Genomic DNA, 25781 nt, shown 5'->3' with positions numbered 1-25781 from the left:
AATTATAACACAGTGAAGTCGGGATGAAAGGATTCGAACCTTCGATCTCACGGCCCCCAGCCGTGCACTTTAACCGGACTAAGCTACATCCCGAGTTGAAAGCAAATATATTATTAAAAAATAAAAAGTTCTAGGGAAGGCCTAGAACTTTTATCAAGAATAAATATTATAAAGAATAATAGTTGATTAAAAAGTATTATTCTATCTATTTTTATAAACGATGTAAATTGTCGTTTATTGTTTCTATTCAATATTACGCAGTTAAGGGTTTACCTTTTAAACGTTTTTCAATTCGCTGTTTTACAACAGTTAATCTTTTCATTGCGTCCATTAAGGCAGTGTCCTTAGTTTGTTTATATACCTCGTTTATTTCTAATATCAAAGCTTTAGCTTCTCTAGAAGCTAATATTCGATCACTAGTAGTGATAAATTTGAACTTTCTGTTTTCAAATTCATCTGCTTTACTTATTAATTCTGAGTTCATAAAATATCTACTAATTTTAATTAAATTATCTTTTTTTAGAATAAGTCTGGTAATTGATTCCGAATAAAAAAGATTTATTTTCTCTATAAATAAATTGGGCGACAAATATATACTAATCTTTCATTTAACCTATAATAAATTCATCAAAATATTTTATTTTTTTATAAATTTTCTTTATAACGTAATTTAGACCAAAATTTCCTAGTTTTTGTTAATCATAGATGTAATCTATTGAGTTAAATATAATAATTTTTATTTGTTATGTCAAGTCTATTTACAGAAAATTAACATAAATACAGGGCTTTTTTGATGATTATTCATTTGTTCATGGTAGATTATTGAGAATAAAGTATTTTTGAAGTCTTAAGATTTTATGCTAAAAATCTTTAATATTTAAACATAACAGGTTCAATGAAAAAAGTAATATTAATAATTTTAGTGGTTGTATTTCAGTCATGTAGTAGTCAGAAGAAGAGAAAAATTACTGGAAAATCTCCTTTTCAGATAGAAATGAATACTGAATTTAAGGATGCTTCTAAATCACCATTAACTAAAAAAGGATTGAGAAACTTTAAGGGGTTGGATTTTTTTCCAATTTCAGAAGAGTATATCGTAAGAGCTAAATTAACTAAGACACCTGATGCTCCAACATTTAATTTTCCTACAACTACTGATAGAGTTGCGGTGTATAAAAAGTATGGTATAGTTTCTTTTAAAATTAATGGAAAAGATTTTAAATTGGCTATATACCGAGATGAACACCCAGAACCAAAATATAAGGATAACTTGTTTTTACCATTTTTAGATAATACCAATGGAAAAACTTCTTATGAAGGTGGGCGTTTTATTGATGTTTTAGTCACGGACGAAAATGAGGATGGTACAATAACTATTGATTTTAATAAGGCATATAATCCTTATTGTGCGTATAGTGATCGATATTCTTGTCCAATTACACCTAGAGATAATTATTTAGATACTGAGGTAAAGGCTGGAGTAATGGCCTATAAAAAACCATAAAAAAAAGCCTGCTTAGCAGGCTTTTTTATTTAATAGGAGGATTTAATCCTTCTATACGATCTTGTTCTATTGCTTGTTGTAATGAATTTAAATAGTTTTTTCTAACCTTTAATTTTGTTTCAGCATGTGCTTTTTTGTTTAAGTTAGAAAACATTTCAGCAATCTTTATAGCTGTCGGCATCAAATGATCTTCAGGTACAATTCTATCCAGGAAACCAGCTGTAACAGCATTTGCAGGAGTGTATATTTCAGAATTACTAATGCTTCTTTCAAAATAGATAGGAGCTAAGCGCGCTTTGGCTATTTCAATACCTGCATGGTGCATTGTCATTCCAATCATAACTTCGTTTAATCCAATTTTAAAATCACCTTCGGTACCTATTCTATAATCAGCAGAAAGAAGTAAAAAAGCTCCTTTTGCAATTGCGTGTCCACTACAAGCGATGATAACTGGAAAAGGAAAAGATAACATTCTAAGTGATAACTTAGAACCTTTAGTTACTAATTCTAAAGCAGTTTCAGGAGAAGCTGTCATGCTTTTTAAGTCATATCCAGCAGAAAAAATACCAGGTTGTCCCGTTAAAATAACAACTTTCTTTTCTTGTTCTGCTTGATTGAATGCAATGTTTAAAGCATCTATAACTTCGTGTGAAATAGCATTCGCTTTTCCGTTTGTAATAGTAATAATTACATAAGCATCTTTCGATGTATACTGAACAGGGGTACTCATATGTTTATATAAATTTAATTAAATAGATTCCAGCAAAAACAGCTGAAAAACCAAGGATGAAACTTGCAATTGTATAAAAAGCAAAAGAGGTAAAATCTCCCGACTTTAAGAAAATATGATTTTCATAAGCAAAGGTTGAAAAAGTAGTGAAACCTCCACAAAAACCAGTAGCTAATAATAAGGTGTGATTTTGAGTTAAAGCTTCATTTTTTGCGGCTAAACCTAAGATGATACCAATAAATAAGCTACCTAAAACGTTTGCTGCAAATGTGCCATAAGGAATACCTGTTGCAGGGCTATTTAAAAGTTTGCCTATAAGGTATCTCAAAACACTCCCAGTTCCGCCACCAATAAAAACTAATAATAGTTGTTTCATATATGTGCGAAAATAATAAAACCTCACAAATTTTGTGAGGTTTTATGAAGATATAGTTTTTGTATTATTCAATTGGATAATAAATATCAGTTTGAATTTCTGTAGGTTTTACAGTACTTGGGTCATTAACATACAGTTCCCAAATTGGCCATTTTTGAGTAAGATTATTCTCTTTTAAATAATTGCCTATTTTGGTATGTGCATCATAATCACCTTCTCCATAATTACCAAATTTAGATATTACTAGGCTATTACCTGCAGGTAACTTTACAACTTTCATTCCTGTAGCTGGTGCTAAGTCTTTGTTTAAAAGTAATCCAATATAAAATTCAGTTTCTCCAGATTTTTCGTCGTATTTACTAAATACAGCCCCAGGAGTGTAATCACCTAATTTTAATCCGCTTTTAGCGGCATGTATTCCTGCTTTAGGTAAATCTTGCATGAATAAACGTGTCATTTCTTCATGGTTAATTTTAATCTTATGAGGAAATCCGATAAAGATTTTTTCAGATACCTCTTTTGTAGAAATTTCACCAATGGTAAACTTAGGAGTTGCTGGAATTGTTTCTAAAAGAACTTTTTCTAAATTATCTAACCCTTTTTCTTCCATAGGTCCAAGCATGTTGTCCCAACCTCCTGTCAATGCAGCAAACATTTTGAAAACAAAAGGAGATTTTTCAGCTTTCATACCCCATGTTACTTTTGTACCCTCCGCTACTTCTTCAAAATTCCAATAAATATCTCCTGGTTCATTATCCATAAAAGATATTTTTTGATCAATAGATTTATTTTCAACTAAAGCAACAGTTTCCATTTTTCCAGGTCCATCTTTACTTGTCCAGCTATCAGAAGCACCAACACCTACTGTTTTTTCACCATAAGTTACTACAATAGTACTGTCTTCATCATGCCAAGGACCCCATTTTTCCCATGTTTTTAAATCGTTTACAGTATTAAAAGCATGTGCAATCGGAGCTTTTATTACTTTGCTTCTACTTACGTCATAACTTCCAGAATAAGTGCTAACGTAAATTAAACCAATAGCAATTACTGCCACTATAAGTAGCAGTATGTATTTTAAGATTTTCATAATTATTATAGTTTGATTTATTGTAAAGTTACTGATTTTTAAATTGTTATTTTAAAACAATGTCGTCAGCATCAGTCCAATTCCACTTTCCTACAATAACTCCATTTTCTACAGTAATAACTCCTGGGTTGGCTCTAATTGCAGTTTTTAAAGCAGTTTCATCACAAAAACCAAAAGTATATGGTAAACCAAATTCTTTTTGTGTAGCTGCTAAGTCTTCAATATAAGAAGCTGTTAAAACATAAATTTCATATCCTTTAGCTTTTGCATCAGCTGCTACTTTTGAAATAGCTGGTAATCCTTCTTTTTCAGTTTTCTCGAAGTTGTAAAGTATAATTAACATTGCTTTATCTTTACCAAGCATTTCTTCTAATTTATCACCTTCATCAGTTTCAATCATAAAATCATGAATAGGAGGAACTTCATCGCTTCCATCTTTATATGCCATTCCTTCAGCAATATTAGTTCCTATTGAGTAAGCTCTAAAATCTATAATTGGTAAGTGTTGTAAAACGTGATATACAATTACTAGTGAAAAGAAAACTGAAGCGTATGTAGCTAAAGCACCTACTTTTTTAGAAATTAAAGGTGTAATGTATCTTAATCCTAAAATTAAAATCACGATAAAAATCATGAATACGACATTTTTATAAAATGTTTCTTTAGGTGTAAGTTTTAAAGCATCTCCAAAACAACCACAGTCAGTTACTTTGTTATAAGTATATGAATACCAGGTTAAGAATAAGAATACTAAGTTAAGGCTAAACAAACTCCAAACCGTAAATTTAGGTTTAAAACCTACTAAAAGCATTATTCCTAAAACTAACTCAGTTACAATTAAAAGAATTGAAAAAGGTAAAGTATAAGGAATTAAAAATTCCATGTTTAATACTCCTTCACTAAAATATTCCTGAAATTTATATTGAGAACCTATAGGATCTACTAGTTTTACAAATCCTGAATAAATAAATAAAAGTCCTACAAGTACTCTTGAAATATGTGTTGAAATCTTTAAAATCATTTTTTAAGGGGTTTAGGTTAACTGTCTAATTCTGAATGGTGAATCAAAGCAAAAATAGCATAATTAATCATATCTTGATAATTTGCGTCTATTCCCTCTGAAACTATAGTTTTTCCTTGGTTATCTTCAATTTGTTTTACACGAAGAAGTTTTTGAAGAATTAAATCTGTTAAGGAAGAAATTCTCATATCTCTCCATGCTTCACCATAGTCATGGTTTTTATTTTCCATTAACTCTTTGGTAATTTTTACATGTTTGTCGTACAAATCAGTAGCTTCTTCAGTATTCATATCAGGTTGTTCAACAACTCCTTTTTCTAGCTGAATTAAAGCCATTATTGAATAATTAATAATTCCAATAAATTCTGATTTTTCACCTTCATCTACTTTACGTTCAGTGTTTTCTTGTAGTTGTCGGATACGTTGAGCTTTGATAAAAATTTGATCGGTTAATGATGGCAGTCTTAATATTCTCCATGCACTACCATAGTCACTCATTTTTTTAATAAACAAACTTCTACATTCTTCAACTACTGAATCGTATTGTTGGGATGTGTTTTGCATCTTTTTTATTTAAAAGTAATCGACCAAAAATAGTAAATATTACAAGCTTTTCGTTTATTTTTACTTGGAAATTTATTATGATGACAATTAATTGTAAAGGAAGTTTAATAGACCTTTCTTCTCCTAAAGTAATGGGGATTTTAAATATTACCCCCGATTCTTTTTTTGATGGTGGTAAATATAAAAATGAGAAAGAGATACTTGTACAGACAGAAAAAATGTTAAATGATGGAGCTACATTTATTGATGTGGGAGCTTATTCATCAAGACCAGGAGCTAAGCATGTTTCTGAAGAAGAAGAGTTACAGAGAATTGTACCAGTTATTGAACTATTAGTAAAAAAGTTTCCAGAAATTATAATTTCTGTAGATTCATTTAGGAGTAGGGTAGTAGAGGAAACTATTAATACTGGAGCAGCAATAATTAATGATATCTCTGGGGGAGTAATGGATGTTAAAATGTTTGAAACGGTAGCGAAATTACAAGTGCCTTATATTATGATGCATATGCAAGGAACTCCTAAAAATATGCAGCAAAACCCTACTTATACTGATATAATTAAAGAAATAACTTCATTTTTTGCAGCTCAAATTTTTAAGCTTCGCGAACTAAAAATAAATGATGTTATAATTGATGTAGGTTTTGGTTTTGGAAAAACACTAGGACATAACTACGAATTGTTACAAAAATTAAGCTTGTTTAAACATTTGAATGTTCCTGTTTTAACAGGAGTTTCTAGAAAGTCGATGTTGTATAAATTATTAGATATAACTCCACAAGAAGCTTTGAATGCGACAACAGTAGCTAATACGATTGCTTTGCTAAATGGTACTAATATTTTAAGGGTTCATGATGTAAAAGAAGCGGTAGAAGCTGTTAAAATAGTGGAGCAATTATCATAAAATGATTACATTTACTAAAACTTCTATAAAATAAATGAGTTTAGATTTTATTGATTTTTCGTTTCTGGATGTACTTGATATTATTTTAGTCGCTGTACTTTTATATTATATATACAAGTTATTAAAAGGAACGGTAGCCATTAATATAGTTATTGGAATTGCTTTAATTTTTTTGATTTGGAAAATTACTCAAGCACTTCATATGGAAATGCTTAGTGGAATATTAGGTTATTTACTTTCAGGAGGAGTTATTGCGCTGATTATAGTGTTTCAACAAGAAATTAGAAAGTTCTTGTTAATGATAGGTACTACTAATTTTTCTACGAAACGTGGGTTTTTAAATCAATTAAAATTTTTACAATCGGAAATCAATTCAGAAATTGATATTGAAACAATTTTAAAAGCGTGTTTTAATTTATCGAAAACTAAAACTGGAGCTTTAATAGTAATTGAAAAAACGAATAATTTAGATTTTCTAATTAATACTGGAGATAAAATGAATGCTCTGGTAAATGAGGCAATACTAGAAAGTATTTTTTATAAAAATAGCCCTTTACATGATGGTGCTACAGTTATTAGAGATAACTACATTATTGCTACTCGTGTTATTTTACCGGTTTCAGATAGTACCAAAATTCCTTCTAGGTTTGGATTAAGACATAGAGCAGCGATAGGTGTTACTGAAAAAACTGATGCAATTTGTTTATTAGTGTCAGAAGAAACAGGTGAAATATCGTATATAAATAATGGAGAGTTTGTATTGTATAAAACTCCAGAAGAATTATTTAAGAAATTACAAAAAGATTTAACTGCATAAAAAAAGCTCGCTTTAGCGAGCTTTTTAGTTTTTATAAAAATCTAAAATTATTTAGCTGGTGCCATTTTAGATTGGATAGCTGTCATTACGCTATTAAATTTCTTAGCAGTTTCAGCATCTAAAGAGCTTACAATTTCTTTTCCTTTAGCAGCTAATTCTACACCTTTTTTAGCTAATTCAGTATTCTTAAGAACATCTCCTTTTGCATCGATATAATCTTTTGCGTAAGCAGCATAACTTTTTACGTATGCATCTACTTTTTCGTTGTCAAAACTAGGGATAGTAACTCCTTCTAAAGCAGACTCAACAGCTTCAGTAGCTTTTTCTACAGCAGCTTCTGCTTCTTCAACAACTTTAGTAGCAGCCTCAGTAGTAGCTTCAGCAGCTTTTTCAGTTGCTTCAACAGCAGCATCTGTAGCAGCTTTAGTTTCTTCTTTTGAGTTTTTACATGAAGTTGCTAATAAAGCTCCAACAACAAATACAGATAAAATTACTTTTTTCATGATTAATTGATTTTTAGTTTAAATTGATTGAGTAACAAATTTATTGTTTTGAGTCTCTTAAACAAATTATTTATGAAATAATTTCTGTGCTAAATTGTTTGTCGTAAAGATTTTTATAGTAACCATTATCCTTTTTAAGCAGTTCTGTATGGCTTCCTTGCTCTACAATTTCACCCTTGTCCATTACAATAATTGTATCCGATTTTTTAATCGTTGCAAGCCTGTGAGCAATCACAATAGAAGTTCTATTTTTAGTTATTTTATCTGTAGCATATTGAATCATTTGTTCAGAATGAGTGTCTACAGAAGAAGTTGCTTCATCTAAAATTAAAATACTAGGCTTACTAACATATGCACGTAAAAAAGCAATTAATTGTCGTTGACCAGAAGAAAGCATTGCTCCTCTTTCTTTAACATTGTATTGATAATTGTTAGGTAAGCTCATTATAAATTCATGAATACCTATTTGTTTGGCTGCTTCTTTAACTTCTTCAAGAGAAATATGTTCATTTTTTAAAGTAATATTATTGTAGATGGTATCTGAAAACAGAAAAACATCTTGTAAAACTACTGCTACTTTTTTACGCAAAGAATTAATCTCGTAATTTTCAACTGGAATAGTATCAATACAAATAGTACCGCTATCAATTTCGTAAAAACGGTTGATAAGGTTTATAATTGTTGATTTTCCTGCTCCAGTAGCTCCTACAATGGCAACAGTATCTCCTTTTTTAACATTAAAGCTAATACCTTTTAATATTTCTTCTCCTTTAATGTAGCTAAAACGAACATCTTTAAAATTAATATTTCCTTCTAAAGAGTCTGCTGTAATATTTCCATCTTTATTAATTGAGCTTTCTGTGTCAATTACTTTAAAAACACGTTCACCTGCTACAATTCCCATTTGTAATTGGTTAAATTTATCGGCAATTTGACGAAGTGGTCTAAATAACATTTGAGCCATTTTGATAAACCCAATAATAGCTCCCACAGATATGGCGCTATTGTCTATTACTTGTAACCCTCCATACCATACAATTAATCCAATAGCAATTGACGATAAAATTTCAGCAATAGGGAAGAAGATAGAGTAGTACCAAACTGTTTTTATATGTGCTTTTTTGTGTTTGTTGTTAATCTCTACGAAGTTTTGGTATTCAATTTTCTCACGATTAAAAAGCTGAACAATTTTCATCCCTGTAACTCTTTCTTGTACAAATCCATTTAGGTTTGCTACTTGATTTCTTACATCTTGAAATGTTGATTTTATTGCTATTTGGAAAAGTTTGGTAGCGTAAATTAAAACAGGTAATGTTACCAATGCTATTATAGTTAGTTTCCAGTTGGTAAATGCCATAACGATAATTACCACTATCATTTTAAGAATATCACTAACAATCATAAAAACTCCTTGAGTAAAGAAGTTTGCGATGGTTTCAATATCAGAAACTACTCTTGTAACTAGTTTACCCACTGATGAATTATCAAAATACCCCATTTTAAAATCGAGTATTTTTCTAAATGTTTTTGTTCTAATATCTTTTATAATATGCTGTCCTACCCAATTTGCATAATAAATAAAACTAAATTGAAATAATACTTGAATAAGTAATACTGCAAACATTGCTATTGTGTAATATAGTAGGGTTGTTTGATTTTTGTTTGCAACAAAATCATCAATAGCAGTCATTAATATAACTGGACTTAATACAGCAAAACCAGCAAGTAATATTGTAGAAGTTGCTGCTATAATAAATCGGGTGCGGTATTTTTTTGCAAAACTCATTAGTCTTACAAAAATTTTAATGTCAAATGCTTTTCCTGTTGATGTACTCACTATATATAATCGTATGCTACTTTTGTTAAAAATAATCCTTTTGCTGGAACAGATGTTCCTGCATTGCTTCTATTTTTACTTTCTATGATTTTTCTAAAATCGTCAATTGTAATTTTTCCTTGTCCTACATCCATTAAAGTTCCAACAATTGCTCTCACCATATTACGTAAAAACCTGTTAGCACTAATATGAAATGTTAATTCATTTCCATTTAAAACCCATTCTGCATTGGTTACATTGCAATTAAAAGTGTAAACTTCTGTTTTTACTTTAGAAAAACACTCAAAGTCTTCATACTCATATAAAATTGCAGCTGCTTGATTCATTAAATCAAGATTCAATTTTTGATTGTATAATTGCCATGAACTATCTAATAAAAAAGGATTTCTACCAAGCCAAATTTTATATTCATAACTTCTGCTACTAGCATCAAAACGTGCATGGGCTTCGTTGTGAACTAATTTAGTATTAAATATAACAATATCATCTGGTAAAATAGAATTTAACCTGAAGGCAAAATTGTCGTCTAGTTTTTTATCAGTGTCAAAATGCGCATACATTTGAGAAGCATGTACGCCAGCATCTGTTCTACCAGCACCAACAATACTTATTTCTTCTCTAAGTACTGTGCTAATAGCCTTGTTTATTTTTTCTTGAACTGTTATTGCGTCTGGTTGTACCTGCCAACCATGATAGCTTTTTCCGTTGTAAGCTAACTCGATAAAATACCTCAAATAAAATGAAATTTTAAAAAGCTAAATTATGAAATTATAAACTTAGTTTTATGGCTTAAAAAAATAAAATGCTCTGATGTTATTTTATATAGTAATTAAGTGTTTTTTTGAAGTTTGTATGTGCTAATATTAGAGATTTGTTAGTTTTGTTGTAATGAAAAAAATCTTATTACTTTCCGACACCCACAGTTTTATTGATGATCAAATTTTGAAGTTTGTAAAACAAGCAGATGAAGTTTGGCATGCAGGTGATATTGGTGATTTAAAAGTTACTGATACTCTAAAGAAATACAAAACTTTAAGAGCGGTGTATGGTAATATTGATGATAAAGATGCAAGAGCTGAATTTCCTTTGGATAATAAATTTGTTGTTGAAGGTGTTTCTGTGTGGATTACTCATATTGGTGGATATCCTAATAAGTATAACATAAGAGTTAGAGAAGAGTTAAAAAGAGAACGTCCAAAGCTTTTTATTTGTGGACATTCTCATATTTTAAAAGTTCAATTTGATGAAAAACTTAAGCTATTACATTTAAACCCAGGAGCTGCGGGGAATCATGGTTTCCATAAAGTAAGAACTATGTTACGTTTTGAAATAGATAAAGGAGCTATTACGAATATGGAAGTAATTGAATTAGCTCACAGAGGATAAACTACCGTATTCTTTTTGTTGCTGTATTGGAACTAGTATAAAAACTTCAGTTCCTTTATCAGGTTCTGAATCAATGGCAAGTTTACCGCTCATCATTTTAATGCGAGCTTCTATTTGATTTAGTCCAATACCATCATTAATAGAAGAAGATGAGGTAGCAAAACCTACCCCATCATCTTTGACAAGAATAGTTAGTTGATTATTCTCTGCTTTTAATATGATTTCTGCACTACTTGCATTACTATGTTTTATAATGTTATTTATTAATTCTTGAATAACATTAAATATTTTGATTTCAAATTCCTGATTATATCTGCTAATGTTATTTGCTTTAACTTCAAATTTTAATTCACTATTTGAATATTTTTTTACAACATCTTTTAAAGCGTACTCTAAACCAAATTTTAATAGAATGGAAGAGATTAGGTTATGTGATAAATCTCTTACCTTCTGAGAGGCTTCTAAAATAATTTCTCGAGTTTTTTCAATTTCTTGAGGAGCATCTCCATTAAATTGTTTTTTAGTAGCACTTAAATGCATGTTTGCAGACGATAGTAATGCACTTACGTTATCATGTAAGGTTTCTGCTATTTGTTTTCGTTCAGTTTCTTTACCGTCTATGGTAGCATTTAATATTTTTATTTGTGCATCTGACTTTAATTTTTCTATACTTTGCTGTTGCAGTAAATCAGATTCAGAAAGTTTTAATTGTAAGTTGCTTTGTCGTAACTTGTAATTATATATCACTACTCCAGAAATAACGATAACTAACAAGCTTAAAGCACCAAAAAGTAAAGTGGTTTTGGCTTGTTGTGCTTCTTCTAATTTTCTTTGCTCTTTAACTAAATTGATTTTTTGTTGTTCTAAATTTTCATTATGATTAGCTTCGATTTTTTTTACAATTTGTCTTATGTCTTTTTCCCTTAAAACATCTTCTATTTCATATGATAACTCTTGAAAATCATAAGCTTTGTAGTCTTTTAGTTTTCTCATAGCCCAAGCTAAATTATAGTATAAATTGGCTTTTAGTTTAGTGGCTTTTTCAGAATTGTCTTTTTTTATTACTTCAATGGCTTCAGTATACGTATTTTTTGCTTTATTAAATTCTTCAGTTAATAATAATATATTTCCTAAATTATTTTGAGATCTAGCTAACTTAATTTTATCATTTCTGTCTTTATGTATTTTAATTGCTTTTAAAGCAAATTTTTTAGCCTTTACATACATAGAATCTATTTGATAAATAGCAGATAAGTTGATGTGAGAGCTAGCTTTATATCTCAGTACTTCGTCATTAATTGGAGGAAGTGATTCAATTTTTGAAAAAAAGTGTAAAGCACTATCTTTAAGAGCTGAAATTTTTTCGTAAGATTCAACTTTATGTTCGTTTTTTTGAGATACTCCAATATCAATTAGCTTTTGATAAGTGGCGTTATTATTTTTATGCTTTAAGTCTTTATAAATTTTTAAATATGTAGCGCCAATTTTTAAATAACTTTTAGCTAGTAAGTTGATGGAAGACTTGTTGTTAAAGTTATCGTTAATACCTTTGTTTTTTTCTATAAGATATTCTAACGAAATTTTAAAATACTTCAAAGATAAATTATAATTAAAAGACTTTCTATATATTTCACCTAATAACTCAGAACTTTTATGCATGAGAGTTAAGTTATTTTCTTCTTTAGCTTTATTATATAATATAAGAGTTTCTTTTAATGCTTCTGGGTATTTTTTTTCTATATATAAATTATTTACATATTGAAATGACGTATCTTTTTTAATAATTTTTTTGTCTTGGTAAAAAAAATTGAAAGTTACATTTATAGCACTTGCTTTTAATGATGATGATATAAGAATAAAAAGAATTATTATTTTATTGGAATACGTCATTTAAAAATAAATTTTGTGTAAGGTATATTAAATATCCCACTCTATTTCAACTTTTGGTTTCTCTGAAACTTGTGCAAAATCAGCAGTTTTTTCAAAGTATTTATGGTTTACAAAATTAACTTTTAGTATGCCTGTACGTGGAATGTTTAATTGTCTAGAAAAATCCTTTTCTTTTGTAGTTCCTTTTGATAAATGAATTTCATAAGTTTCAGAATCGTTATTGTAAATAAACTCTGTAACTACATTGTCATTCACTTTAAAATCAAGCAAAAAAGTATCATCTTCATTTTTAGTAATACTATAAGAGTTTAAAAACTCTGTAACACCACCTTTAGCAAAGGTAATATTTTCATCTTCAATAGAAATTTTTGTTCGATTCCCTTTATTAGATTCTAAAAAACCTATTTTTAGCTGATCATTTTCGATGGTAAAATCATTGCTGTGTTTTTTAGCTGTATTATGATTTGCTTTAGATAGTATGATTTCATTAGATGAGTCTACATTCTTAACTGTAGTCACATCTGTATTGTTAGTGGTATTAAAATCAATAGAGTAAGCACCATTGGCATCTCTTTTTAGGGTGTATGATTTTAATAAATTTTCTTGTGTGTTGATAAGACCTTCATTTTCATTAGAAGAACAAGATCCAAAAATGATACTTAATGCTAGGATAAATGGAGTGAATTTGTTCATGATGTAATGTTTTAAATTGTTATGTTATTTAAGGGGTGAAAAGAAAAAGCGGTGTACTAAATATAGATAGTGTCGGGGGACGCTCTATTTTAGGGGGTATAAAGAAAACAAAATGAAGGGTTTTTCTAATTTGTGTTATTGCAAACACGTACACCGCTATATTTTAATATTTTATATAAAGTAGATAGTTATTAGCGACGCACACCATAAAGTGTATTGTATAGATTGCGGGGGACATTTTCTTTTATTTGGGGGATTAAAGAAAAATAATTGAAGGGTTTCTATACCTATACTATGTTGTTTTTTACAGCGTACATCGCCAAACCTACTACATTTTTAACTTTTAATTTTTTGTATAGATTTCTACGATATGTTTCTACCGTTTTAATACTTACTTTTAAATGTTCAGCTATTTCACTTGAACTTTTTTCTAAAGCTATTTGCTTCAATACCTCAACTTCTCTCTCCGTCAAATCATTATGAGGTGCTTCTTGCTCTTCAGCTTTAGATTCAGACATATATAATTCTAGTAATTTACTTTTAATATCATCACTAAAATATTGAACACCATTATAAACAGTCTTAATTGCATCTATAATATGATCGCTAGCACAGCTTTTGTCTACAAATCCGTTAGCGCCTAGTAGTACCATTTCCTGTACTAGTTTCGGATCGCTTAGGCTTGAAAGTATTATCGTTTTAATTTTTGTATTACGTTGTTTAAACGTTTTTAAAACTTCAATACCATCCATTTCTGGCATATTAATATCTAAAACCAAAACATCTGCATGGTTGTTAGCCGACCAATTGACTACTTGTCTTCCCGTTAAGGAATAGCCTTCAATTTCAATATTGTCTTCGGTATTTAATAAAGCGATAACTCCATCAATTAAGATTTTATGGTCATCAGCTATGTGAACTTTTATCTTGTAATCCATCGTTGTTACATTTACAAATCTATAGTATATAAGCGGTGTGTACAATACTCAATACCCCTAAACGTATCTCAGGGTTTTCCCTATCTGATTAGGGTTAACCCTATTTTCTTTAACATTTCTTTAACGTTTAAGTTTCTAAGGCTCAATGATTGAGTATATAACAAAAATAAAAAACCGAGATTAAGAATCTCGGTTTTTTCGCACTAAATATACTAAGATGTTAGGTTTATCGTAATCTATCTACAGATTTTACAAGATCTTCATCCTTCTTAATGGCTTTATTTGCTAAAACTAACAGCAAAATAACAATGACAGGAAAGAACATCCCAATACCTTTCTCAGAAACTAAAGCTTCTCCAGATAATGTTTGTGATAGATATATCAATATCCCTAATAAAAAAAGGTTTATCAATATGTTTAAGCGCCCTAATACAAATTGTAACTGACGGTTCTTAAATAAGAACAAAGTTACAATAGCTAATATGGCTGAAGTAAAAAATAATACAGGAGTCACATTTTCTATTATAGAAGCTCCAGAAAATAAATCCATTATATATATAGGAGTATTATTCTTTGCATTAGTCCATAAACTAAAAACAGAAGTTAAACCGCCAGAAATAATTGCGGCTACTAATAAATATATAGATTGTATTCTTTGTATCATGTTTTTTATTGGGGTAGCAAATGTAATATTTCTTTTTTTAAAAAGAAATATTACAAGTTAAAATATTTGTATATATTTGTCGTATAAGTAACCGCGCATTAAACTATTATATAGCCCCTATATAATATAGCAATCATTAAAAAACTTAATAAAATTCAATTCTTTTCTATAAATAAAAGAATTATATAACTTAATTATTTTTACGAATGTTCGAAATTTCGGAATTAAAAACTAAAAAATTAACAGACTTACAAGCCATAGCTAAAACTATTGGTTTAACTAAAGTAAGTCAGTTAAAAAAATTAGATTTAGTTTATAGGATTTTAGACGCACAAGCCGAGGCCGGTGCTAATGAAGCAAAGCCAAAAGCTGAAAAGACTAAGAGAAAAAGAATAGCTAAGACTGAAACTGAAACTGCTGATAAAAAGCAGGTTGAGAAGAAAGTTGTAGAAAAAACAGAAGCTAAAACTAAAAAAGAAAAAGTAGAGGTTCCTGCAAAAGCTGTTGAAAAGAAAACTGAAACTAAAAAAGAAAATGTTGCAAAAAAGAGACCTGTTGAAGCTAAAAAACCAGTAGCTGCACAAAAAAAGCAATCTTCTGAAGCTAAACAGCAACCTGTTGAAGACAAAAAACAGCACCAGCATTCAAATGCTAACAGGCAGCAACAAAGAAATAATAGAGGGAATAAGCATAAGAACCAGAACTCTAATAAACCACATCATAAGAGTGGGAATAAATATAGAGACCCTGATTTTGAGTTTGATGGAATTATTGAAAGTGAAGGTGTATTAGAAATGATGCCTGATGGATATGGTTTCTTACGTTCTTCAGATTATAATTACTTATCGTCTCCTGATGATATTTATGTATCTCAATCTCAAATTAAATTATTTGGATTGAAAACTGGAGATACTGTTCTTGGAAATGTACGTCCACCAAAAGAAGGAGAGAAGTACTTTCCTTTAATTAGAGTGTCAAAAATAAACGGATTAAGTCCAAATATAGTTAGAGATCGTGTTTCGTTTGAACACTTAACACCTTTATTCTCTGAAGATAAATTTAATTTAGCAGAAAAAGGTAGTTCTTTATCTACAAGAATAATCGATTTATTTTCTCCTATAGGAAAAGGGCAACGTGGTATGATTGTAGCACAGCCTAAAACTGGTAAAACAATGTTATTAAAGGATGTTGCTAATGCTATCGCGGCAAATCATCCAGAAGTATATCAAATTGTTTTATTAATTGATGAAAGGCCAGAGGAGGTTACTGACATGAAGCGTAATGTTCGTGGAGAGGTAGTGGCTTCTACATTTGATGAGCCTGCAGATAAACATGTACGTGTAGCAAATATAGTTTTAGAAAAGGCGAAGCGTTTAGTGGAATGTGGTCATGATGTTGTTATCTTATTAGACTCGATAACTCGTTTAGCAAGAGCATATAATACTGTTGCTCCTGCATCTGGAAAGATATTATCGGGAGGTATTGATGCTAATGCATTACACAAGCCAAAACGTTTCTTTGGAGCGGCTCGTAATATTGAAAATGGAGGTTCATTAACTATAATAGCTACAGCACTTACTGAAACTGGTTCTAAAATGGATGAGGTAATCTTTGAAGAATTCAAAGGTACTGGTAATATGGAACTACAATTAGATCGTAATATTTCTAACCGTAGAATTTACCCAGCTATTGACTTAATTAAGTCTAGTACACGTCGTGATGATTTATTATTAGATGATAAAACTGTACAGCGTATGTGGGTATTACGTAAATATTTAGCAGATATGAACCCAGTAGAAGCGATGTCGTTTATTAACGAAAGAATTAAATTCTCTAAAAATAACGAAGAGTTCTTAATTTCTATGAACGGATAATTTTTAGATGAAATAGATATTAAAAAAACCTGCTTTTATAGCAGGTTTTTTTATTTTGGATATATGATTTTATTTAATGGAAAGTCGAATTTATTAAGATCTTCAATTTTATCAATTGGTTTGAAAAAGTTAAGCCCAATAGTAAAAATATCTTTTTTACAATCTGATAAAAAGCGATCATAAAACCCTTTACCATAACCAACTCTGAAATTTTGCTTGTCAGAAATTAATAACGGAACAAATACGAGGTCTATTTTTTTAACATCAAATTCAATAGCGTTGATAGGCTCTGGAATTCCATATTTATTAATTTCTAATGTGGTTGAGTTGTTAAAAATATAATGTTGTAAAGTGTTGGTTTTAAAATCACTTTTACTAATAATAATTGTTTTTTTTTGTTTTCTTAAAAATTCAATAATAGGGTAGGAGTTAACTTCTTTTTGTTTTTCTATAGGAAGAAAAATATGGATGTTTTTATAGGTAGAAAAGTCAATTTCGAAAAGTTGAGTGTAAATGTTTTGTTCAAAATTTTCTATTTCTGTTTTAGATAAACTTTTTCTTTTTTGTTTGTAAATCTCTCGAAGTTCTTTCTTTTTCATCTCATTATGAATTATGAAGTTCTTCGCGTAATTTTTTTGTCAAACTTTTTACAACTAAGTCATAAGAATGATCTATAAGTTCAAAAGCAAGTTGATCTGAAACATCGTTGTTTAAATGAACTGTATTCCAATGTTTTTTGTTCATATGCCAACCAGGATTTACACTATCGTATTCTCCTCTAAGTTCTAACGACCATTCTGGGTCGCATTTTAAATTCATTTTAGTGTCTCCTTTTTCCCAACTATCTAAGCCTACTAAAGCAAACATTTTATTCATTACTTTAAATACTAAAGTAACCTCATCAAAAGGAAAATGTTCTGTAACACCTTTTTTATTAATGCAATAATCTCTTAGTTGTTCTATATCCATAATTTATTTCAAAATACGTTCGAGTACTGTTTCAGGTTGTTTCAATTCGGTAAAACCATATTGTGTATATAAACCATGAGCATCTTTAGTTTTTAACATCCAAGTACCACACGATTCTAGCTCTTTTGCTTGCGTTATAGTAGCAATTAATTTTTTTGAATATCCATTACCTCGATGTTCTGGTAAAATGAAAACATCCATCAGATAGGCAAAAACAGTATAATCCGTAGCCACTCTTGCAAAACCAATTTGTTCTCCATTTTTATACACTCCAAAGCAGAGACAGTTTTCAATTGTTTTTTCTACTTGAGCCAAAGTTCTTCCTTTTCCCCAATACGAATTGGTTAAAAAAGAATGAATTACATCAATTTGAAGTAGGTTTTTATCTGTAGAAATAGTTATCATTTTTTGTCCCTTTTATATTAGCAATACTATTTAAGTATACTCCTTTTTAGAAGTAAAGATTTTGTAAGGTATGAAGATAATTGAAACTAATCCAAATAATAGAGAAAAGTACTTAATAATATTTATAAAAATAAAAAACAGTAAGCCATCACTAACGTCACTATTATCCATCATAATTTGATATTCTTTTATAAAACTAGCATTACTAATAAAATAGTAAACCCAAAGAGAAAGGGAAGATAGTATTATGAGTTTAAAATATTTATATAGTTTGTTTAGTGTCAATGTGATACTTATTCTATAAGCTTTTGATTATCTGAAGGTAATTCTAAAGCACTGTAATCTAACTTCCATCCAATAGTTTCAACTAGATTTTCCATAAGAGTAATTGCATCTAAAGCCTCTTTGTTAGCAGTTTGCATTAAGTTACTTTCTGGAATTTTTTGAAGTATATGTTCTTTAGCTTCCTTATTAACTTCTGTTAAATCTTCTGAGCTAAACTTATTTAATAATCCATTTTGAATATCATAAAAACGAAGATTGGGCTCTATAGAAAAAACTTCAGGTTTAGGAAATTCCGATAAAATTAATGTCTTTTTTTTAGTATCTGTTTGTACAACAATTTTTCTAAAGTCAAAACCGATATGAACTTTAGCATTAATTAATATAATTGCTTTTTTCTTACTAGTAAATAAACCAAGGAATTTTTCTTTGGTGTTTTCATGATGATAAATTTCAGCAAATTCTCCTTCAACTGTAATTAGTTTTGATACCTTCTTAATTTTATCTAATAGCACAACAGATTGTTTTTCTGTTAGGTTTCTTTTACTAACCGAAGAAAATTTTTGAAAAATAAAGTATGAGGCTACAGCACCGCCTATCAAGCCTAAAAAAAGTAATTCCATAGCCACGAATTTACAGAAAATCTCTTAATATTCTGTTTTGCTAAAACAAACATTGCTAAGAGGCTTTCTAGGAAAATATAGTTGTTTAATTTTAACTAAACATTTTTTTTATTACCCAAGCTGGACCAATTAATAAAAACTGTAAATCTTTAATAAATGAAGGTTTAGCTCCTTCAACTTTATGTCCGTAAAACTGGCCAATCCAAGCTATTACGAATATAGCTATTGAGGTATATAGTAACGGAACGTATTTTCCTAAGTAGAAATTTCCTACAATACATAGAATAGAAAAAACTAACATTTTTAGAAACATTGAAAAAGATAATCTCAAGTAAAAAATTAATACGAATATCAAAGCTACAGTAGCCCAGTTTTCAACAAGTGGATTGTTTAATTGGAATAAATTACTTAAAAATTGAGAAGGAATACTCATGAATATTCCTACAATGCTAAAAAATATTGCAGGAACACAAATAAAATGTATCGTAATGTTTGTTTCGTTTTGATGGCTAACTGCGTAATCATCAAACCATTGTTGAAGTGTTTTCATATTATCTACGTTTAGTTGAAACAATTAGGGAGTCTCATAACTACGAATTTACACAAAAAAATATATTTTCAGTAAAAGCAAAAAACTCATGCGTATTGTTAAATACGACATGAGCTTTAGAACAACTATTACCCTATCATCTAACTAATTATAGTTGTTTACAAACTAAAAATGAGTTTTTCTAATATTATTACTAATGAAATAGTCTTAAAATGAAGACTACCATTTTTTATGATTGTTTGTATATCTAACTAGTCTTCCTTCTTTTAGCTCTTGTAAAAAATCACAGCTTGTAAGTCTCAACATTAGAGTGTTGTCTTCTAGAGTATAAGTATCATGAATATCTCCTGGTAGATATACATTACATTCTCCAGCGTTTAAAATGTAGTCGTCTTTTTGGACAATATCCATGGTGCCATCGGGATGAAAAACACGATTAAAAAGTCCCATTTTGGATTGACCAATTACCGTTGAGTAAATTACCCAACCACTTCCATGATCATGTGGAGGGCTAAACTCTCCTTTTTTTTCTACATGTCCCATTAATATAAATCCGTGTTCTTCACTTCTATATATTTCTTTAAAAGGAAGTTGTTCTTTTAGTAGTTGATCTACCCAACTTTCTCCAATACAATTTTGAGTTAGTTCTTCTACTAGTTCTTTACTTTTTTTAGTTAAGTCTGAAGTTAGAGGTCCCCATACTTTTGATAATTCTTTTATAAAATGATTTAAAGATTCTTGCTTCATAATTCGATGTTATTTTTCTTGTTAAGTTTTATTGTAGATGCTGTTTTTAAATCAAAAACTTAGCGAATAAACCGTAGTTTTCTTTTTTGATTTTGAATGGTCCAAAGGCATCTAGGTTTGAACCTATTCCTATAGAAATATTATTAAAACTTAGCCCAAGTCTTAAGTTAAGATAGCTTCTGTTATGAGTATCTTGTCTTATGTTATGATTATATAAGAATTGAATTCTGGTATATAAGCTGGTTTTTTTAGATAAACGAGGTTTGTATTCATATAAAAAAAGTGCCTCAAGACTTTTGTCGTCTATTAAATCAATAGATGGAGCTAGGATTAGTAACATTTCTTTACTTACATAAGCATAATTTATACCTAAAATTGGATGAATTCCATCAATAGAATTTGTAGCTATTCCTCCTGAAATACTAAGGTTCTTAGCCACTTCATAGTTTAGTGTGGTAGAACCAACAAACACAACATTTTTATCTTCATAAAACTGTGAATATGTAAGCATATTAAAAACGCTAAACTTTTCCATTTTTTTTAATGGTCTCATAAAGACATTTTGAATACTTAAAATTTCTTTAGAAGCAAATACTTCAAAATCTATTGGAGGATTTATAGGTAAAAACTCTTCTTGTGAAGGCGACTGAGCAGAAATAGTAATTGAGAATCCTATTAAGATGATACTAAAAGTTAACTTGACTTGCTTTAAGTTAATTTTCATTTAATTATAATTTTTAATTGAGATTATTCTTGTGAATGGCTTGGTAAATTTGATGAAGGTTTATAAAGCTCTATTAGCTTTCCATATTTTAACTTTATTCACGTACATAAATAATACAGGAACAATAACAAGTGTTAGGAATGTAGCTACTATTAATCCATAAATAACTGTTTTAGCTAATGGTCCCCAAAAGACAACATTATCTCCACCAACATAAATATTGGCGTCAAATTCAGAAAATAGTGTAAAGAAATTGATGTTGATACCATAAGCTAATGGCATTAGTCCTAATACCGTGGTAATAGCAGTTAATAGCACAGGACGTAATCTTGATTTTCCTCCTTTGACAATCATTTTAATAGTTTCGGTTAAGTCAAGAGTATTCTTATTAGAAATATTAAGTTGCTCCTTTTTTCGATCTATCAAAAGCTGCGTATAGTCTAAGAGAATTACACCATTATTTACCACAATACCTGCCAATGAAATTATACCTAGCATGGTCATTAATATTACAAACGAAGCTCCAGAAATTAGAATTCCACCAAAAACCCCTATAAAGCTTAAGAAAACGGCAATCATGATAATTCCTGGCTTTGTTACTGAATTAAATTGATAGATAAGAATTAAGAAGATAAGTGCCAACCCAGTAAAGAAAGCTCCCATTAAAAAGGCCATTTCTTTTGCTTCTTCTTCAATTTGTCCAGTGTAGTCTATAGAAACACCTTTTGGAAGGTTTATAGACTCCATTTCTTCTCTTATTTTTGTTACTACTTGACCAGCATCTGTAAAACCAGGAGCTAATGATGAGTACATAGTAACAACTCGTTTTGAGTTTTTATGTTTAATAGCACTAAAACCTGAGGTATTTATTTGTGATGCAATGGTAGAGACAGGAACTTCTTTTATTGCTCCAGAGTTTTCATCTCTAAATGTTATATTCTGATTAAATAAAGCTGAGGTATTATATCTGTTGTCTTTATTGAAACGAACATATATATCGTAATCATCTCCGTCTTTCTTGTAAATACCTGCTTTAGCACCAAAGATTGAAGACCTTAATTGCATTCCTAAATTGTCGGCATTAATCCCTAAATCTCCTGCTTTTTTACGATTGATAATAACCTCTTTTATAGGTTTCCCTTTATTAACATCAATTTTTAATTCAGCTATACCAGGAATGCTTTTGGTGTTAATAAAATCCCTCATAGTTTCAGCAGTTTCAATTAATGTTTCGTAATCTTTACCTGAAAGCTCAAGGTTTATAGGGTAACCAGCTGCAGGACCATCAATGTTTTTTTCAACAGAAATGGCAACACCCGGATAAACACCAACAATGGCTTCTTGAATTTCTTTTCGCAAATTTCTTGAGTCTAACCCATTTCTATATTTAAACTCTCTCATTGTTAAGGTAATTTTTCCTTTATGAGGAAGTTCTGTATCTGAAAAACCGTCTACTTGATGATTTCCTGCACCTCGACCTACCTGAGAAACTACAGATTCAACAAGTTGGTTTCTAGATTTATCATTAGGGTCTAAATATTTATCTTGATTTATTATTTGATAAATACGGTTTTCAATTTTTTTAGTAATGGTATTTGTTTTTGTAATGTCTGTTCCTTGAGGATATTCTATGTAAGTTATAATCTGAAAAGGAATATTATCTGGAAAGAATTCAATTTTAGTTTTGCCTTCATCTACTGATGCTCCAAACATCATAAAAATTATGATTAATAAAGCGAATGTTCCAGAGAGCGTAATTGCTGGCATTTTTTTACTTAATACTTTAATAAGCATACGTTCATACCAAGTTTCTATCGTAGTTAAAATTTTAGTTTGAAAGTATATAATCATTTTAGAGAATAAGAAACGATATCCCCATAACATTGCTGTAGAAAAAAGTAGTATTACACCTAAACTTCTTACTTCTTTACCTACAATAAGAATTAGAATCCCTAGAATAACTAATATAATTGAGGTTTTAACCAATTGTTTTAAAGGAATCTTTTTTTCTGTAGTTTTCATAAACTGAGAAACTAACATTGAATTGATAAAAATGGCAACAAAAAGAGACGAACCTAAAACAATAGATAGAGTTACAGGGAAGTAAATCATAAATTCTCCCATTTCTCCAGGCCACATACCTAATGGAACAAAAGCAGCTACTGTTGTTGCTGTAGATATAATAATTGGAAAAGCTATTTCTCCAATACCTTGTTTTGCAGCTTTAAAGCGAGACATTCCTTCTTCTTCCATTAAACGGTATACGTTTTCTACTACTACAATTCCATTATCTACTAGCATACCAAGTCCCATTACCAGTCCAAACAAAATCATAGTATTTAAGGTATAGCCTAATAAGTCTATAATTATAAAAGATAAGAACATAGACATAGGAATAGCTAACCCAACAAATAGCGCGTTTCTAATTCCTAAAAAGAACATTAATACCCCAACAACCAGCATAATACCAAATATGATATTGTTTACTAAATCATCTACTTCAGTCATTGTTTTTTGAGACTGATCATTTGCTAATGTTATTTTAATGTCTTTAGGAAGTACATTTTCTTGAGCATTTTTTACCAGAACTTTGATTTTATCTACAGCAGCAACCATGTTTTGTCCAGAACGCTTTTTTACTTCTAGCATTACTACTTGGCTACCGAATTCTCTGGCAAAAGTTGTTTTGTCTTTATCTTTAAAAGTAACTGTAGCTATATCTTGTAAATAAACGGACCCATTATCTGATTTAACTACAAAATCATTAAGGTCTTTTGGAGATTTTACTTCTCCTATCATTCTAATAGTACGTCTTTGTCCGCTATTAATTAAATTTCCAGCTGAGATTGTTATGTTTCCTCCTTTGATACTATTAATTACATTGTTGAAGCTAATCTTAGCTGCCATCATTTTGTAAATATCTACGGCGACTTCTATTTCTTGGTCTTCAGCACCTCTGATATCTACTTGTTTAATTTCAGGTAAGTTCTCTATTTCATCTTCTAAGTATTCTCCAAAATCTTGTAATTCATTAACAGGATAATCTCCAGCAATATTTATATTTAAAATAGAAGCTTCTTCTGCAATATTTATATTAAAAATATTAGGTTCTACCTTAGCTCCGTTAAAAGTAGGCCAATCTTCACTAGCTGTTTTTCTATCTACTTCGTCTTTTACTTTTTGTTTAGCTCCTTCTATAGTAAGTTTATCGTCAAACTCTACAATGAGCATCCCAAAATCTTCTTGCGCTGTAGATTTTATTTCTATTACATTACTAACGTTTTTAAGTTTTTCTTCTAAAGGGTCAATAATTAACTTTTCAATATCTTCAGCTGTATTTCCTGGGTAAATAGCACTAACGTAAATTTTAGTTTCTTTAATTTCAGGGAAATTTTCACGAGGCATGCTTGAATAGGCAATCAAACCTAAACCTAATATTAGAGCGATAATAACCCAAACAGTGGTTTTGTTTTCTATAGCCCAAGAGGATAACCCAAATTCTTTATATAGTTTATTGTTTTTTTCCATCTTATGAATTAATTTTTTAAGATTTTCACTTCTTGTCCAGCTTTAAGTTTTCTAGCTCCATCAAGTACTACTTGGTCGTTATTTTCTAAACCTTCTATAACTTCTATTAAGTTTTCTTTACTATTTCCAGTAACAATTTGCCTTTTCTCAACAAACTCTTTTCCTGCTTTGTTTTTTACAATAAATACGTTTGGTATATTATTACGGTCTTCAGAAATAATATTCTTAGGAATTAATAAGGCAGATGAGTTATTGTAATCGTTAATCTTTAATTGTGCAGTTAGATTGGGCTTGATTAATCCTTTTTTATTTGCAATAGGAACTTCAATAGAAAATGTTCTGCTTTCAGGATGTATATAATTACTTACTTGACGAATTTTAGAAGTAATGGTTTTTCCTAATGTCGGAATATTAATTTCAACAGGTTTTCCAATAGTTATTTTTTGAATATAACTTTCTGGGATATCAGCCTCTATATACATGTTTTGAAGATTGACAATTCTGAAAACTTCCGAGCTAGCTCCTGGACTAACAATAGTACCTTGCTCTTTTATAATGTCGTCAATTATACCAGAAAAAGGGGCTTTAATTTGAGTTTTAGAGTACCTCTCTTTTAATTGTTGTAAGGCTTTTTCTTTCGACTCATAATTTGTTTTGGCTTGTAAATATTGAATTTCTGATCCAATCTTTTTTTTCCATAAGTTGGTTTGACGTTCAAATGTAGTTTTTGCTAAATCTCTTTGTACTTCAAACTGACTAATTTGCTGTGAAAAACCCCCATCGTTTATGCTAGCTAATAGCTGCCCATTCTTTACATGTTGCCCTTTTTTTACATAAACGTGTTCAAGTAATCCAGCTACTTCAGGATATATTAATACATTTTTTTTTGTTTCTATATTTCCTTGAATTTCTAAATAATGATTGAAATTTTCAGGAGTTATCTTTTTTACTGAAACCAAATCGATTTTTCTAGAAGTGTCTAACTTATTTATTTGAGACTCTATTAATTTTAGCTGTTTGATAATTTCAGATTTTTGCTTCGAAAGTTCAGCTTTTGACTTTTGAAGTTGAGCTAAGTTTTGTGTATTATGATTGGATTTTTTTTCACCTCCACAGGATATTAAAAATGCTGTTACCAATGTTATATATATGTATCGTTGCATAA

At 29.7% G+C, this 25781-nt stretch carries 27 protein-coding genes and 1 tRNA gene; 5 read left to right on the top strand and 23 right to left on the bottom strand.

From position 1 onward, the window contains the following. Positions 1-18: 18 nt before the first annotated feature. A tRNA-Pro gene (locus MHN29_RS12440) sits at positions 19-93 on the bottom strand. A gap of 160 nt (positions 94-253) precedes the next feature. Further along, positions 254-484 carry a hypothetical protein gene (locus tag MHN29_RS12435; RefSeq protein WP_150900796.1) on the bottom strand — a complete coding sequence of 77 codons (231 nt, stop codon included), beginning with the start codon at positions 482-484 and terminating at the stop codon, positions 254-256. Between the two features lie 411 nt (positions 485-895). Between MHN29_RS12435 and MHN29_RS12430 the strand changes: the two genes are divergently transcribed. Then, positions 896-1504, top strand: coding sequence for a DUF1684 domain-containing protein (locus MHN29_RS12430; RefSeq protein ID WP_235276048.1), 609 nt, complete (start codon positions 896-898; stop codon positions 1502-1504). 25 nt (positions 1505-1529) lie between these two features. Here MHN29_RS12430 and MHN29_RS12425 read toward each other — a convergent pair whose 3' ends face one another. The 5 genes from MHN29_RS12425 to MHN29_RS12405 all read right to left on the bottom strand — a co-directional run bounded on the left by MHN29_RS12425 (position 1530) and on the right by MHN29_RS12405 (position 5284). Continuing rightward, entirely contained in the window at positions 1530-2234 is a 705-nt protein-coding gene (locus MHN29_RS12425; RefSeq protein ID WP_235276047.1) for a crotonase/enoyl-CoA hydratase family protein, read from the bottom strand. A gap of 4 nt (positions 2235-2238) precedes the next feature. Continuing rightward, a complete protein-coding gene (gene crcB / locus MHN29_RS12420) occupies positions 2239-2610 on the bottom strand; it encodes a fluoride efflux transporter CrcB (RefSeq protein WP_235276046.1) in 372 nt (123 codons plus the stop codon). Between the two features lie 64 nt (positions 2611-2674). Beyond that, positions 2675-3700, bottom strand: coding sequence for a GyrI-like domain-containing protein (locus tag MHN29_RS12415; RefSeq protein WP_235276045.1), 1026 nt, complete (start codon positions 3698-3700; stop codon positions 2675-2677). A gap of 46 nt (positions 3701-3746) precedes the next feature. Further along, positions 3747-4721 carry a DoxX family protein gene (locus tag MHN29_RS12410; RefSeq protein WP_235276044.1) on the bottom strand — a complete coding sequence of 325 codons (975 nt, stop codon included), beginning with the start codon at positions 4719-4721 and terminating at the stop codon, positions 3747-3749. A gap of 17 nt (positions 4722-4738) precedes the next feature. Continuing rightward, complete coding sequence (locus MHN29_RS12405; protein ID WP_150900802.1) at positions 4739-5284, bottom strand: DUF1599 domain-containing protein; 546 nt, start codon at positions 5282-5284, stop codon at positions 4739-4741. Positions 5285-5364: 80 nt separating this feature from the next. Here MHN29_RS12405 and folP point away from each other — a divergent pair, with 80 nt between their 5' ends. Next, positions 5365-6186 carry a dihydropteroate synthase gene (folP, locus tag MHN29_RS12400; protein ID WP_235276056.1) on the top strand — a complete coding sequence of 274 codons (822 nt, stop codon included), beginning with the start codon at positions 5365-5367 and terminating at the stop codon, positions 6184-6186. 34 nt (positions 6187-6220) lie between these two features. Then, positions 6221-7003: a diadenylate cyclase CdaA gene (gene cdaA, locus MHN29_RS12395; RefSeq protein WP_235276043.1), complete on the top strand. Its 783-nt coding sequence runs from the start codon at positions 6221-6223 to the stop codon at positions 7001-7003. A gap of 47 nt (positions 7004-7050) precedes the next feature. Here cdaA and MHN29_RS12390 read toward each other — a convergent pair whose 3' ends face one another. The 3 genes from MHN29_RS12390 to truA form a co-directional block, all read right to left on the bottom strand. Further along, the gene (locus MHN29_RS12390) at positions 7051-7506 is read right to left on the bottom strand and encodes a hypothetical protein (protein ID WP_235276042.1); all 456 of its coding nucleotides are present in this window, start codon (positions 7504-7506) and stop codon (positions 7051-7053) included. A gap of 70 nt (positions 7507-7576) precedes the next feature. Continuing rightward, on the bottom strand, positions 7577-9343 hold the full coding sequence (locus MHN29_RS12385) for an ABC transporter ATP-binding protein (RefSeq protein ID WP_235276041.1): 1767 nt from the start codon (positions 9341-9343) through the stop codon (positions 7577-7579). Beyond that, positions 9343-10077, bottom strand: a complete 735-nt coding sequence (truA, locus tag MHN29_RS12380) for a tRNA pseudouridine(38-40) synthase TruA (protein ID WP_150900806.1) — start codon at positions 10075-10077, stop codon at positions 9343-9345. Before truA ends, MHN29_RS12385 begins: the two co-directional genes overlap by 1 nt. A gap of 154 nt (positions 10078-10231) precedes the next feature. On the opposite strand from truA, the gene MHN29_RS12375 reads away from it, so the two are divergent. Beyond that, positions 10232-10729 carry a metallophosphoesterase gene (locus MHN29_RS12375; protein WP_235276040.1) on the top strand — a complete coding sequence of 166 codons (498 nt, stop codon included), beginning with the start codon at positions 10232-10234 and terminating at the stop codon, positions 10727-10729. On the opposite strand, the gene MHN29_RS12370 is transcribed toward MHN29_RS12375, so the two are convergent. The 4 genes from MHN29_RS12370 to MHN29_RS12355 form a co-directional block, all read right to left on the bottom strand. Then, positions 10712-12619 carry a tetratricopeptide repeat-containing sensor histidine kinase gene (locus tag MHN29_RS12370; RefSeq protein WP_235276039.1) on the bottom strand — a complete coding sequence of 636 codons (1908 nt, stop codon included), beginning with the start codon at positions 12617-12619 and terminating at the stop codon, positions 10712-10714. The genes MHN29_RS12375 and MHN29_RS12370 overlap by 18 nt on opposite strands. Positions 12620-12646: 27 nt before the next feature. Then, positions 12647-13312 (bottom strand): hypothetical protein, encoded by a 666-nt coding sequence (locus MHN29_RS12365; protein ID WP_235276038.1) that lies wholly within the window; start codon positions 13310-13312, stop codon positions 12647-12649. Between the two features lie 287 nt (positions 13313-13599). Continuing rightward, a complete protein-coding gene (locus tag MHN29_RS12360; RefSeq protein WP_150900810.1) occupies positions 13600-14250 on the bottom strand; it encodes a response regulator transcription factor in 651 nt (216 codons plus the stop codon). Positions 14251-14476: 226 nt separating this feature from the next. Continuing rightward, the gene (locus MHN29_RS12355; protein ID WP_150900811.1) at positions 14477-14914 is read right to left on the bottom strand and encodes a DUF4293 domain-containing protein; all 438 of its coding nucleotides are present in this window, start codon (positions 14912-14914) and stop codon (positions 14477-14479) included. A gap of 206 nt (positions 14915-15120) precedes the next feature. On the opposite strand from MHN29_RS12355, the gene rho reads away from it, so the two are divergent. Then, on the top strand, positions 15121-16788 hold the full coding sequence (gene rho / locus MHN29_RS12350) for a transcription termination factor Rho (RefSeq protein WP_150900812.1): 1668 nt from the start codon (positions 15121-15123) through the stop codon (positions 16786-16788). Positions 16789-16838: 50 nt separating this feature from the next. Here the strand turns inward: rho and MHN29_RS12345 are convergent, their stop codons facing one another. From MHN29_RS12345 to MHN29_RS12305, 9 genes are all read right to left on the bottom strand, one after another. Beyond that, positions 16839-17387: a 5-formyltetrahydrofolate cyclo-ligase gene (locus tag MHN29_RS12345; RefSeq protein WP_235276037.1), complete on the bottom strand. Its 549-nt coding sequence runs from the start codon at positions 17385-17387 to the stop codon at positions 16839-16841. 4 nt (positions 17388-17391) lie between these two features. Beyond that, on the bottom strand, positions 17392-17757 hold the full coding sequence (locus MHN29_RS12340) for an MmcQ/YjbR family DNA-binding protein (RefSeq protein ID WP_150900814.1): 366 nt from the start codon (positions 17755-17757) through the stop codon (positions 17392-17394). 3 nt (positions 17758-17760) lie between these two features. Further along, on the bottom strand, positions 17761-18162 hold the full coding sequence (locus MHN29_RS12335) for a GNAT family N-acetyltransferase (RefSeq protein WP_150900815.1): 402 nt from the start codon (positions 18160-18162) through the stop codon (positions 17761-17763). Positions 18163-18455: 293 nt separating this feature from the next. Then, positions 18456-19067, bottom strand: coding sequence for a DUF4230 domain-containing protein (locus MHN29_RS12330; protein WP_150900816.1), 612 nt, complete (start codon positions 19065-19067; stop codon positions 18456-18458). Positions 19068-19158: 91 nt separating this feature from the next. Then, positions 19159-19617, bottom strand: coding sequence for a DUF962 domain-containing protein (locus MHN29_RS12325; RefSeq protein ID WP_150900817.1), 459 nt, complete (start codon positions 19615-19617; stop codon positions 19159-19161). A gap of 219 nt (positions 19618-19836) precedes the next feature. Continuing rightward, complete coding sequence (locus MHN29_RS12320) at positions 19837-20364, bottom strand: hypothetical protein (protein ID WP_150900818.1); 528 nt, start codon at positions 20362-20364, stop codon at positions 19837-19839. Between the two features lie 46 nt (positions 20365-20410). Further along, entirely contained in the window at positions 20411-21088 is a 678-nt protein-coding gene (locus MHN29_RS12315; RefSeq protein WP_235276036.1) for a hypothetical protein, read from the bottom strand. 60 nt (positions 21089-21148) lie between these two features. Further along, positions 21149-24616: an efflux RND transporter permease subunit gene (locus tag MHN29_RS12310; RefSeq protein ID WP_235276035.1), complete on the bottom strand. Its 3468-nt coding sequence runs from the start codon at positions 24614-24616 to the stop codon at positions 21149-21151. An 8-nt stretch (positions 24617-24624) separates the two neighbouring features. After that, complete coding sequence (locus tag MHN29_RS12305; RefSeq protein WP_235276034.1) at positions 24625-25779, bottom strand: efflux RND transporter periplasmic adaptor subunit; 1155 nt, start codon at positions 25777-25779, stop codon at positions 24625-24627. Between the last annotated feature and the right edge of the window lie 2 nt (positions 25780-25781).

The sequence above is a fragment of the Tenacibaculum sp. Cn5-46 genome (genome assembly GCF_022347705.1).
In the GTDB taxonomy this organism is placed as follows: Bacteria; Bacteroidota; Bacteroidia; order Flavobacteriales; family Flavobacteriaceae; genus Polaribacter; species Polaribacter aiptasiae.
Note: the sequence above shows the minus strand (reverse complement) of the source record. Positions and strands in the feature narration are given on the sequence as shown.

What these genes read in the sequence shown, in the direction of transcription:
- MHN29_RS12435 (WP_150900796.1), bottom strand. Translation starts at nt 484, where the DNA reads ATGAACTCAGAATTAATAAGTAAAGCAGATGAATTTGAAAACAGAAAG.
- MHN29_RS12430 (WP_235276048.1), top strand. Translation starts at nt 896, where the DNA reads ATGAAAAAAGTAATATTAATAATTTTAGTGGTTGTATTTCAGTCATGT.
- MHN29_RS12425 (WP_235276047.1), bottom strand. Translation starts at nt 2,234, where the DNA reads ATGAGTACCCCTGTTCAGTATACATCGAAAGATGCTTATGTAATTATT.
- crcB (WP_235276046.1), bottom strand. Translation starts at nt 2,610, where the DNA reads ATGAAACAACTATTATTAGTTTTTATTGGTGGCGGAACTGGGAGTGTT.
- MHN29_RS12415 (WP_235276045.1), bottom strand. Translation starts at nt 3,700, where the DNA reads ATGAAAATCTTAAAATACATACTGCTACTTATAGTGGCAGTAATTGCT.
- MHN29_RS12410 (WP_235276044.1), bottom strand. Translation starts at nt 4,721, where the DNA reads ATGATTTTAAAGATTTCAACACATATTTCAAGAGTACTTGTAGGACTT.
- MHN29_RS12405 (WP_150900802.1), bottom strand. Translation starts at nt 5,284, where the DNA reads ATGCAAAACACATCCCAACAATACGATTCAGTAGTTGAAGAATGTAGA.
- folP (WP_235276056.1), top strand. Translation starts at nt 5,365, where the DNA reads ATGACAATTAATTGTAAAGGAAGTTTAATAGACCTTTCTTCTCCTAAA.
- cdaA (WP_235276043.1), top strand. Translation starts at nt 6,221, where the DNA reads ATGAGTTTAGATTTTATTGATTTTTCGTTTCTGGATGTACTTGATATT.
- MHN29_RS12390 (WP_235276042.1), bottom strand. Translation starts at nt 7,506, where the DNA reads ATGAAAAAAGTAATTTTATCTGTATTTGTTGTTGGAGCTTTATTAGCA.
- MHN29_RS12375 (WP_235276040.1), top strand. Translation starts at nt 10,232, where the DNA reads ATGAAAAAAATCTTATTACTTTCCGACACCCACAGTTTTATTGATGAT.
- MHN29_RS12370 (WP_235276039.1), bottom strand. Translation starts at nt 12,619, where the DNA reads ATGACGTATTCCAATAAAATAATAATTCTTTTTATTCTTATATCATCA.
- MHN29_RS12365 (WP_235276038.1), bottom strand. Translation starts at nt 13,312, where the DNA reads ATGAACAAATTCACTCCATTTATCCTAGCATTAAGTATCATTTTTGGA.
- MHN29_RS12360 (WP_150900810.1), bottom strand. Translation starts at nt 14,250, where the DNA reads ATGGATTACAAGATAAAAGTTCACATAGCTGATGACCATAAAATCTTA.
- MHN29_RS12355 (WP_150900811.1), bottom strand. Translation starts at nt 14,914, where the DNA reads ATGATACAAAGAATACAATCTATATATTTATTAGTAGCCGCAATTATT.
- rho (WP_150900812.1), top strand. Translation starts at nt 15,121, where the DNA reads ATGTTCGAAATTTCGGAATTAAAAACTAAAAAATTAACAGACTTACAA.
- MHN29_RS12345 (WP_235276037.1), bottom strand. Translation starts at nt 17,387, where the DNA reads ATGAAAAAGAAAGAACTTCGAGAGATTTACAAACAAAAAAGAAAAAGT.
- MHN29_RS12340 (WP_150900814.1), bottom strand. Translation starts at nt 17,757, where the DNA reads ATGGATATAGAACAACTAAGAGATTATTGCATTAATAAAAAAGGTGTT.
- MHN29_RS12335 (WP_150900815.1), bottom strand. Translation starts at nt 18,162, where the DNA reads ATGATAACTATTTCTACAGATAAAAACCTACTTCAAATTGATGTAATT.
- MHN29_RS12330 (WP_150900816.1), bottom strand. Translation starts at nt 19,067, where the DNA reads ATGGAATTACTTTTTTTAGGCTTGATAGGCGGTGCTGTAGCCTCATAC.
- MHN29_RS12325 (WP_150900817.1), bottom strand. Translation starts at nt 19,617, where the DNA reads ATGAAAACACTTCAACAATGGTTTGATGATTACGCAGTTAGCCATCAA.
- MHN29_RS12320 (WP_150900818.1), bottom strand. Translation starts at nt 20,364, where the DNA reads ATGAAGCAAGAATCTTTAAATCATTTTATAAAAGAATTATCAAAAGTA.
- MHN29_RS12315 (WP_235276036.1), bottom strand. Translation starts at nt 21,088, where the DNA reads ATGAAAATTAACTTAAAGCAAGTCAAGTTAACTTTTAGTATCATCTTA.
- MHN29_RS12310 (WP_235276035.1), bottom strand. Translation starts at nt 24,616, where the DNA reads ATGGAAAAAAACAATAAACTATATAAAGAATTTGGGTTATCCTCTTGG.
- MHN29_RS12305 (WP_235276034.1), bottom strand. Translation starts at nt 25,779, where the DNA reads ATGCAACGATACATATATATAACATTGGTAACAGCATTTTTAATATCC.